General features: G+C 59.8%; 6 protein-coding genes and 4 tRNA genes. 4 read left to right on the top strand and 6 right to left on the bottom strand.

Annotated elements, in window-relative coordinates; translation table 11 throughout:
- From tuf to CSE6_RS24470, 6 genes are all read right to left on the bottom strand, one after another.
- Positions 1-1,162, bottom strand: a 1,162-nt coding sequence (gene tuf / locus CSE6_RS24495; protein ID WP_059441707.1) for an elongation factor Tu, incomplete at its 3' end; no start/stop codon positions are given.
- 75 nt (positions 1,163-1,237) lie between these two features.
- Positions 1,238-1,312 (bottom strand) — tRNA-Thr (locus tag CSE6_RS24490).
- A 43-nt stretch (positions 1,313-1,355) separates the two neighbouring features.
- Positions 1,356-1,429 (bottom strand) — tRNA-Gly (locus CSE6_RS24485).
- Positions 1,430-1,487: 58 nt separating this feature from the next.
- Positions 1,488-1,573 (bottom strand) — tRNA-Tyr (locus tag CSE6_RS24480).
- An 80-nt stretch (positions 1,574-1,653) separates the two neighbouring features.
- Positions 1,654-1,729, bottom strand: a tRNA-Arg gene (locus tag CSE6_RS24475).
- A gap of 74 nt (positions 1,730-1,803) precedes the next feature.
- On the bottom strand, positions 1,804-2,424 hold the full coding sequence (locus tag CSE6_RS24470; protein WP_003065361.1) for a TetR family transcriptional regulator: 621 nt from the start codon (positions 2,422-2,424) through the stop codon (positions 1,804-1,806).
- 227 nt (positions 2,425-2,651) lie between these two features.
- Here CSE6_RS24470 and CSE6_RS24465 point away from each other — a divergent pair, with 227 nt between their 5' ends.
- The 4 genes from CSE6_RS24465 (at position 2,652) to CSE6_RS24450 (ending at position 9,640) form a co-directional block, all read left to right on the top strand.
- On the top strand, positions 2,652-3,959 hold the full coding sequence (locus CSE6_RS24465; protein ID WP_052057678.1) for an efflux RND transporter periplasmic adaptor subunit: 1,308 nt from the start codon (positions 2,652-2,654) through the stop codon (positions 3,957-3,959).
- Positions 3,960-3,971: 12 nt separating this feature from the next.
- Positions 3,972-7,151 (top strand): efflux RND transporter permease subunit, encoded by a 3,180-nt coding sequence (locus CSE6_RS24460; RefSeq protein WP_059441706.1) that lies wholly within the window; start codon positions 3,972-3,974, stop codon positions 7,149-7,151.
- The gene (locus CSE6_RS24455) at positions 7,144-8,577 is read left to right on the top strand and encodes an efflux transporter outer membrane subunit (protein ID WP_034359075.1); all 1,434 of its coding nucleotides are present in this window, start codon (positions 7,144-7,146) and stop codon (positions 8,575-8,577) included. Before CSE6_RS24460 ends, CSE6_RS24455 begins: the two co-directional genes overlap by 8 nt.
- 199 nt (positions 8,578-8,776) lie before the next feature.
- Positions 8,777-9,640 (top strand): cytochrome c5 family protein, encoded by an 864-nt coding sequence (locus tag CSE6_RS24450; protein WP_034394903.1) that lies wholly within the window; start codon positions 8,777-8,779, stop codon positions 9,638-9,640.
- Positions 9,641-9,724: the final 84 nt, after the last annotated feature.

The raw sequence follows: 9,724 nt of genomic DNA, 5'->3' as shown, positions 1-9,724 counted from the left end.
CGCCCACAGTACGACCACCTTCGCGGATAGCGAAGCGCAGACCTTCTTCCATGGCGATGGGGGAGATCAGCTTCACAGTGATCGACACGTTATCGCCAGGCATCACCATTTCCTTGCCTTCGGGCAGTTCGATGGAGCCGGTCACGTCAGTTGTACGGAAGTAGAACTGGGGACGGTAGTTGTTGAAGAAGGGAGTGTGGCGACCGCCTTCGTCCTTCGACAGCACGTAAACTTCAGCAGTGAAGTTGGTGTGGGGCTTGATGGAGCCGGGCTTGCACAGCACTTGGCCGCGTTCCACGTCTTCACGCTTGGTGCCGCGCAGCAGCAGACCCACGTTGTCGCCAGCTTGACCTTGGTCCAGCAGCTTGCGGAACATTTCCACGCCGGTGACGGTGGTCTTGACGGTGTCCTTGATACCGACGATTTCGATTTCTTCGCCGACCTTGACGATACCGCGCTCGATACGACCGGTCACCACGGTACCACGACCGGAGATGGAGAACACGTCTTCCACGGGCATCACGAAGGCGCCGTCAACAGCACGCTCGGGAGTGGGGATGTAGGTGTCCAGAGCTTCAGCCAGCTTCAGGATGGCAGGCTCGCCCTTGTCGGACTGGTCACCTTCCAGGGCCAGCTTGGCGGAGCCGCGGATGATGGGGGTGTCGTCACCGGGGAAGTCGTACTTGGACAGCAGCTCGCGCACTTCCATTTCGACCAGTTCCAGCAGTTCTTCGTCGTCCACCATGTCGGCCTTGTTCAGGAACACGATGATGTAGGGCACGCCCACCTGACGCGACAGCAGGATGTGCTCGCGAGTCTGGGGCATGGGGCCGTCAGCAGCGGAGCAAACCAAAATAGCGCCGTCCATCTGAGCGGCACCAGTGATCATGTTCTTCACATAGTCAGCGTGGCCGGGGCAGTCCACGTGAGCGTAGTGGCGGTTGGCAGTTTCGTACTCAACGTGCGAAGTGTTGATCGTGATACCACGAGCCTTTTCTTCGGGGGCGTTGTCGATCTGCGAGTAGTCCTTGGCTTCACCGCCGAAGTGCTTGGACAGCACGGTAGCGATAGCAGCAGTCAGGGTGGTCTTGCCGTGGTCAACGTGACCGATGGTGCCCACGTTCACGTGGGGCTTGGTGCGCTCGAATTTTTCTTTTGCCATTTTTCCGACTCCGAAAAAATTAATTCACTGCAAGAGGATTTCGGCGCAACCCTATCAAGCGAGCGCACCAGAAAATGGTGCCCATGGCGGGAATCGGACCCGCGACCTCTCCCTTACCAAGGGAGTGCTCTACCACTGAGCCACATGGGCAAAGAAGCTGCAAAAACAACTTCTAAAATCTTTGCTCGCAAACTGGAGCGGGAGACGGGAATCGAACCCGCGTCATTAGCTTGGAAGGCTAGGGCTCTACCATTGAACTACTCCCGCACAGATTTACTACTGCACGTGACTGCTATTTCTAGCAATCGCTCTTCTCAACCATTGCTGGTGGAGGGGACAGGATTCGAACCTGTGTACGCGTTAGCGGGCAGATTTACAGTCTGCTGCCTTTAACCACTCGGCCACCCCTCCGAAGAGACTTGAATTGTAGCATCTATTTCCAGCTTAAAAAGAAATTTTGAAATTTCTTTTTTCTTGCCGAAGATCGATGCTGGCGCGGCTGGCGGGGATCGAACCCACGACCCTTGGCTTCGGAGGCCAATACTCTATCCACTGAGCTACAGCCGCGAATCCGTCAGGCCGCTTGCACGGCCAACAACAATTCAACAGCCGCAATTATTGCACGGGTTTGGACACCCAAATCACAAATTCACCTGAAATCCCAAACCAGACAAGTAGACATCCACCGACATCGAACCAACCTTGACCAATGAGAAACTCCCTTCTGTCAATACCCAACCATGGATAAGACCTACAAAAAGAGAGTGCAAGCCGAGAGCAGCCTCTTCCGGGGATACCGACAACTGCACGGACTGCCCCTGTGCCGCAGCCGCCAGGTCGTGCGCAAATTTTTCCCGAGCGAAGCCTGAACTTTCTATATGCTGCAAACGCACATCAGCCAGTTCGCCCACGTATTCCATTTTGAATAGCGCCGTTTCAAACACCTTGCGTCTGCGCTCATCCTCGTCCAAGCTCTCGAACACACACAGGATGGAGTGACGAATGCGCTCTAGCGGCAACAGGTCACCATACCTGTCGTCACAGATTTCTTCGAAAGGCAGGCATATGCGCCCAAGCATGGAAACAAAGACATCCATCTTGTCCTTGAAGTGCCAGTACACCGCCCCGCGTGTAGCCCCTGCACGCTGCGCGATATCGCCCAGAGAGGTTCGAGATACACCTTTCTCGAAAAACACCTCTTCAGCCGCATCCAGCAGCTTGGTGCGCGTCTCATCCGCTTCAGCCTTGGTTCTTCGAGCCATCACTCACCCTCTTCATCAATCGCCGGCCATAGATCGCCGTGAGAAAAGCCATTTCTCAACTGCTTTACGCAGCGTTTGCAATTATACATTTATGCATGTATGTATAATTTCCCTAGCACCGATATGCAGGAAACCATCTAGGGTTTCCACCCGAACGAGCGCTCCACTGCGGACAGCGCTCTTTTCTCGTTTTCACAATGTCAACCGGAAGGACGTTCATGCACCCGATGTATGAAGCAAACCAGGCTCCCGACAATCAGTCCCATTCAGCCGCATCCGGCACCCGCTCCATGGTCATCGGCCTGAGCTTGGCTGCTGCACTGGGCCTAGTCGCATGCAGTGACAAAAACGCGGAAGCTCAAAAAGCACAAGCAGCCGCTCAGGCACAGCCACCCGAAGTAGGTGTAGTGACGGTATCCATGCAGAACGTGCCTTTGATCTCCGATCTGCCAGGCCGCCTGGAGCCATCGCGCATTGCTCAGGTTCGCGCCCGCGCAGCCGGCATCGTGCAAAAGCGCCTGTTCCAGGAAGGCTCGGATGTCAAGGCTGGTCAAGCCCTGTTCCAGATTGACAACACCCCATACAAGGCCAACCTGCAGAGCGCTCAGGCGACCCTGGCACAGGCCGAAGCCAATCTCGCCCAGGCATCTGCCACCGCACGCCGCTACAAGCCCCTGGTGGAAGCCAATGCCATCAGCAAGCAGGAGTACGACACGGCCATTGCCAACGAAAAGGCGGCACTGGCACAAGTTGCGGCAGGCAAGGCGGCAGTCACCAATGCCAACGTCAACCTGGGCTATGCCAGCGTGACAGCCCCCATCTCCGGACGCATCGGCCGCGCTCTGGTGACGGAAGGCGCTCTGGTCGGCCAGGGCGAAGCCACGCAGCTGGCGACCATTCAGCAAGTCAACCCGCTGTACGTGAACCTGACTCAGTCCTCTTCCGACATCATGCGCATGCGTGAAGCGCTCGGTTCCGGCAAGTTAGCAAAGGTAGGTGACAACGCAGCACGCGTCCACGTCTATTTGGACGATGGCAAGGAGTACGCACACACCGGCAAGCTGCTGTTCACCGACCTGACCGTGGACCCGACTACCGGCCAGGTCAGCGTGCGCGCGGAGCTGCCCAATCCCGACGGACTGCTGTTGCCCGGCACTTACGTACGCGTGCACCTGGAGCAGGCACAGGTCGAGAACGCCGCGCTGATTCCGCAACAAGCCGTGACCCGCAACGAAAAGGGCAACTTCGTCATGATCGTGGCCGAGGATGGCTCCGTGGCACCACGCCCCGTTCAAATCAGTCAGTCCAGTGGCAATAACTGGGTTGTCACATCCGGCCTGAAAGCTGGAGAAAAAGTCATGGTGGACGGCCTGATCAAGGTGGGTATGGGGGCCAAGAAGGTCAAGCCCGTCGAGATCAACAATGCGGCTGCCGGCGCACCAGCACAACCCTCTGCTGCGGCCCCCGCCGCACCTGCGCAAGAGAAAGCCACCACACCAGCCGAAGGTGCTGGCGAAGGCCAGGCAGCCAAGTAACAGGCACGATCCATGTCAAAGTTTTTCATCCACAGACCGATCTTTGCCTGGGTGATCGCGATTTTCGTGATCATTGCGGGCGTGATCTCCATCACCAAGCTACCGGTGGCACAGTTCCCATCGGTCGCACCTCCGACCATCAACGTGACAGCGACCTACCCGGGCGCCACGTCACAGACCATGACGGACTCCGTTCTGCAACTGATCGAGCGCGAAATCAACGGCGCGCAAGGTCTGATGTATATGGAAGCCTCCGCCCCTGCGGGTGGCCAAGGCACGCTGACCGTCACCTTTGCTCCAGGCACCAACCCCGATCTGGCGCAGGTGGACGTGCAAAACCGCCTCTCGCGCGTGCTGCCTCGCCTGCCTCAGGTCGTTCAGGCCCTGGGCGTGCGCGTGGACAAGTCCATGAGCAACTTCCTGATGATTCTGGCCTTCCAGGCCGAGTCTGGAGAGACTTCGCGTGACGACATTGCCGACTACGTGAACCGCAATGTGGTGCCTGAAATCCAACGTCTGGACGGCGTGGGCAAAGCGCAGCTGTTTGCATCGGGTCGTGCCATGCGCGTCTGGGTGGATCCTGCCAAGCTCCAGGGCTTCGGTCTGTCGATTGCATCGGTCAACGCAGCGATTGCCGCGCAGAACCAGCAGATCTCCGGTGGTGCCCTGGGCAACCTGCCCAGCACACCCGGCACCACCACCACCGCCACGATCGTGGTGCCCGGCCAGCTGACCACGCCCGAAGAATTCGGCGAAGTGGTGCTGCGCTCCAATTCCGACGGCTCCACCGTGCGCCTCAAGGATGTGGCCCGCATCGAGCTGGGCATCGAGAGCTACGCCTTCGAGTCCCGCCTGGACGGCAAGCCTGCCGTGGCCATGGCCGTGCAGCTGACTTCGACTGCCAACGCCATGGCTACTGCCAAGCTGGTCAAGGCCAAGATGGCCGAGATGGAGCCCTTCCTGCCTGCCGGTGTGAAGTGGTCCTCGCCCTACGACACCTCCAAGTTCGTGAAAATTTCCATCGAAAAGGTGGTGCACACGCTGCTTGAAGCCATCGTGCTGGTGTTCATCGTGATGCTGATCTTCCTGCAGAACATCCGCTACACCCTGATCCCTACCATCGTGGTCCCCATTGCATTGCTCGGCACGTTTGCCGTGATGCTGGTGGCCGGCCTGACCATCAACATTCTGGCCATGTTCGCCATGGTGCTGGTGATCGGTATCGTGGTGGACGATGCCATCGTGGTGGTGGAAAACGTCGAGCGCATCATGGCCGAGGAAGGCCTTCCGCCCAAGGAAGCCACCATCAAGGCCATGGGCCAGATCCAGGGCGCCGTGGTCGGCATCACCGTGATTCTGGTGACGGTGTTCCTGCCCTTGGCCATGTTCTCCGGCGCGACGGGCAACATCTATCGCCAGTTCTCGCTGGTGATGGCCATCTCGATCTTCTTCTCGGGCTTCTTTGCGCTGACGCTGACGCCTGCGCTTTGCGCCACCATGCTCAAGCCCATTCCCAAGGGCCACGCGCACGACAAGAAGACCGGCTTGCTCGGTCCGTTCTACAACTGGTTCAACCGCAAGTTTGACGCAGGCACGAAGCGCTACTCTTCCGCACTCTCCGGTGTGGTCAAGCGCTCCGCTCAAGCCTTTGTCGTCTATCTGCTGGTGATTGCCGGCGTGGTCTTCATGTTCATGCGACTGCCTACGGCCTTCCTGCCAACGGAAGACCAGGGCTATGTCATCTCGCTGACGCAACTGCCTCCCGGCGCCAGCCTGGAACGCACGAGCAAGACCGTTGCAGAGCTGGAAAAGTTTGTGCTGAGCCAGCCCGAAGTCGATCACATCGTGAGCATTCTGGGCTTCAGCTTCATGGGCCAGGGCCAGAACGTGGGTCTGGCGTTCACCACGCTCAAGGACTGGTCCGAGCGCACAGCCCCAGGCTCGGACGCCACGTCTTTCGCCGACCGAGCCAAGGGCGCCATGTCAGCGCTGCGCGATGGCTTCATCTTTACCCTGGTGCCTCCATCCATCTCGGAACTTGGCAATAGCGATGGCTTCACCTTCCGCCTGCAGGATCGTGGCAGCAAGGGTCATGCAGCCTTGCTGGCAGCCCGCAACCAGCTGGTTGCCAAGGCCAACCAGAGCCCGGTTCTGGCCGGCGTGCGCTTTGATGGCGTGGATGACGCCCCACAATGGCAGGTCGACATCAACCGCGATGCTGTCTATGCCCAGCGCGTGAGCATGGGCGATCTGGCCACCACGCTGGCGACCGCTTTGGGTTCGTCCAACTCCACGGACTTCCCCAACAACGGCTTCATGCAGCGTGTGACCATCCAGGCCGATGCGGCTCGTCGCATGCAGCCCGAGGACGTGATGCGCCTGACGGTGCCCAACGCGCAAGGCCAACTGGTGGAGCTTTCCACCATGGTCAGCGCCAAGTGGATCAGCGGCCCCATGCAGCTGACACGCTACAACGGCTACCCCTCCATGAGCATCACTGGTCAGGCCAAGCCCGGCTTTACCAGCGGTGACGCCATGAAGGAAATGGAAAAGCTGGCCCAGGAGCTGCCCGACGGCTTCGGCTACGAGTGGACCGGCCAGTCTCTGGACGAGAAAAAGGCGGGCTCCTCGGCCATGCTGCTGTATGCGTTCTCCATCCTGGCCGTGTTCCTGTGTCTGGCCGCACTGTATGAAAGCTGGAGCATCCCGCTGTCCGTGCTGCTGGTCGTGCCTCTGGGCGTGTTCGGCGCCGTGGCCGGCATGCTGATGCGCGGCATGCCCAACGACATCTACTTCCAGGTGGCACTGATCACGGTGATCGGTCTGTCGGCCAAGAACGCCATTCTGATCGTGGAGTTCGCCAAGGACCTGCATGCGGAAGGCAAGAGCGCGCTGGAAGCCGCGCTGGAAGCCGGTCATCTGCGTTTCCGTCCGATTCTGATGACCTCGCTGGCCTTTATTCTGGGCGTGGTGCCGCTGTACATCGCCTCCGGCGCCAGCGCTGCCAGCCAGAAGGAGATCGGCACCGGCGTGTTCTGGGGCATGGTGATTGGCACGCCGATCTCCGTGTTCCTGGTGCCCGTGTTCTTTGTGGCCGTGTTCAATCTGTTTGGCAAGAAGTCCAAGCAGGACTCCAACGCCACTCCCCCGGCGGCAACTTCTGCAGCACAGGGAGGCTCGCAACATGAATAAAACCTTGCTACCCGTAGCACTGGCCGGCGCGCTGCTGGCCAGCGGCTGCTCCTTCATCCCCACGCTGGAGCGCCCTGCCGCTCCGGTGGCTGAGCATTACTCTGCCGCCGACGAGCAGGCTGGCACCACTGCGGCCGCCGACATCCCATGGCAGCAGTTCTACACGGACCCTCGCCTTCAGCAGGTGATCCAGCTCGCGCTGGACAACAACCGCGACCTTCGTGTGGCCGTGCTCAACATCGAAAAGGCGCAGGCTCAGTACCAGATCCAGCGTGCCGCCCAGTTTCCTGAGTTCGGTGTGGCAGGCAGCGCCAGCCGCCAGCCCAGTGCCGCCACGGGCCGCTATGCCAACTCGTACATGGCAGGCCTTTCCATGCCCAGCTGGGAGATTGACTTCTGGGGCCGCATCGGCAGCCTCAAGCAGCAAGCTCTGGCCCAGTATCTGGCGACTGAGGAAGGCCGCAAAGCGGCCCAGATCAGTCTGATTGCAACGGTCGCCAACACCTGGCTGAACCTGCAGGCTGACGAGGAGTTGCTGGCCATTTCCCGTCGTACCCTGGGCACACGCGAGCAGTCCATCAAGCTGACCAAGCTGCGACTGGACTCCGGTGTCGCTTCCGAGCTGGACTACCGCCAGGCTCAGTCGCTGACCGAAAGCGCACGCGCCACGCTGGCCCAGCAAGCCGGTCAGCGCGAGCGCGACGTCAACGCCCTGACCCTGCTCGTGGGCCAGACTCTGCCTGCCGATCTGATGACCAGCATGCAAGGCAAGCAACTGCGCGATCTGCCTGCCCTGGCCGATGTTCCTTCGGGCCTGCCTTCTGACCTGCTGCTGCGCCGGCCCGACATCCGTCAGGCCGAGCAAAGCATGATTGCCGCCAATGCCAGCATTGGTGCGGCACGTGCGCTGTTCTTCCCGAACATCTCCCTGACCGCCTCGGCAGGTTTCGCAAGCTCCGACATCTCCGATCTGCTCAAGTCGGACTCTGCGGCGTTCACGATTGCGCCTTCGCTGTATCTGCCCATCTTCAATGCAGGCCGCAATCGCGCCAATCTGCAGGTTGCAGAAGCCAGCCAGAAGATTGCCGTGGCTCAATACGAAGGCTCCATTCAGTCGGCCTTCCGCGAGGTGTCCGACACCTTGGTGAATCGCCGAGCACTCAAGGATCAGCTTGATGCCCAATCGCGTCAGCTGGAGGCCGAGCAGGTTCGCTACAAGCTGTCGGACCTGCGCTACACCAACGGCGTGGCCAGCTACCTGGATCTGCTTGATGCGCAGCGTTCACTGTTTGCACTGGAGCAATCCGTGGTTCAGGTCCGCCTGGCGCAGCTGCAAAACCAAGTCAATCTCTACAAGGTGCTGGGCGGCGGCTGGACGGAGGCAAGCGCCAGCAACAACCCTGCGGCAGCAACTACAGCCCAGTAATCGGGCCAAGATTTGCACTCTCACACAAGGCGTCTTCGGACGCCTTTTTTCATGCACGCCACAAATTGGCTGCACAAAGTTGATCCAACTCAACTCCTTTATGCAGCAGCCGTCAACCCGGATCGTCGTGCACTGGCGTTCTTAACCCTCACTTCTATAATGGTTTGTTCATCCCCATCCCACGATCTCAGAGGACTTCATGAGCGAGCAACACCACGAAGAAGCCCATACAGGCCCCATTAAAAAACCCAAGCAGCTGTTGCTTGCCGTCTTCTTCTCGTTTGTGGTTCCCATCTTCGTCATCATCGGTCTGGTCAAGTTCGTGACTTCGTCCGACACCACGGGCGCAGGCACGGCCAATGCCGAAATGGCCAAGGCCATGCGTCTGCAAAAAGTGGGAACGGTAGAAATTCGTGATGCCAACCGCCCTCTGCGCGGTGGCGCGGAAGTCTTCAAGTCGCAATGCGCGGCCTGCCATGAAACCGGCGTAGCCGGCGCACCCAAATTCCAGGATGCAGCAGCCTGGGGCCCGCGCATCAAGCAGGGTCTGGAAACGCTGGTGCACTCTGCCCTGGCCGGCAAGGGTGCAATGGCGGCCCAGGGTGGCGGCGAGTTCAATGACACGGAAATTGCCCGTGGCGTGGTCTATATGAGCAATGCTGCCGGCGCCAACTTCCCCGAGCCCCAGCCAGCAGCCGGCGCAGCAGCCGGTGATGCCCCCGCAGCAGCACCTGCGGCCCCCGTCGCCGCTGCACCTGCAGCAGCTGTTGCAGCCGCCGAGCCAGCACCTGCATCCGCCCCGGCTCCCGCAGCTGCCGCGGCCTCCGATGTGGGCAAGAACATCTACAACACCACCTGCATGGCCTGCCACGCCAGTGGCGTAGCCGGAGCTCCCAAGTTTGGCGACAAGGCTGCCTGGGCACCTTTCATTGCCAAGGGCATGGACGATATGGTGCAGAAGGCCACTCAAGGTGTTGGGGCCATGCCTCCCAAGGGCGGCTCCACTGCTTCGGACGCAGACTTCAAGGCCGCCATTCAGTACATGGTGGATGCAGCCAAGTAAGCTCTGCTCTTTGCTCCGCAAAAACCGGCCTTTGGCCGGTTTTGTTATTTTTGACCGGACGCCTTTTGTACGCCAGTACAGGCA

The organism is Comamonas sp. E6 (assembly GCF_001010305.1).
Taxonomy (GTDB): Bacteria; Pseudomonadota; Gammaproteobacteria; order Burkholderiales; family Burkholderiaceae_C; genus Comamonas; species Comamonas thiooxydans.
The sequence above is the reverse complement of the archived record's forward strand: the minus strand, read 5'-3'. Positions and strand labels throughout refer to the sequence as shown.

Excerpts from the sequence above, each read along its gene's own strand:
- CSE6_RS24470 (WP_003065361.1), bottom strand. The coding sequence starts at position 2,424 with ATGGCTCGAAGAACCAAGGCTGAAGCGGATGAGACGCGCACCAAGCTG.
- CSE6_RS24465 (WP_052057678.1), top strand. The coding sequence starts at position 2,652 with ATGTATGAAGCAAACCAGGCTCCCGACAATCAGTCCCATTCAGCCGCA.
- CSE6_RS24450 (WP_034394903.1), top strand. The coding sequence starts at position 8,777 with ATGAGCGAGCAACACCACGAAGAAGCCCATACAGGCCCCATTAAAAAA.
- CSE6_RS24460 (WP_059441706.1), top strand. The coding sequence starts at position 3,972 with ATGTCAAAGTTTTTCATCCACAGACCGATCTTTGCCTGGGTGATCGCG.
- CSE6_RS24455 (WP_034359075.1), top strand. The coding sequence starts at position 7,144 with ATGAATAAAACCTTGCTACCCGTAGCACTGGCCGGCGCGCTGCTGGCC.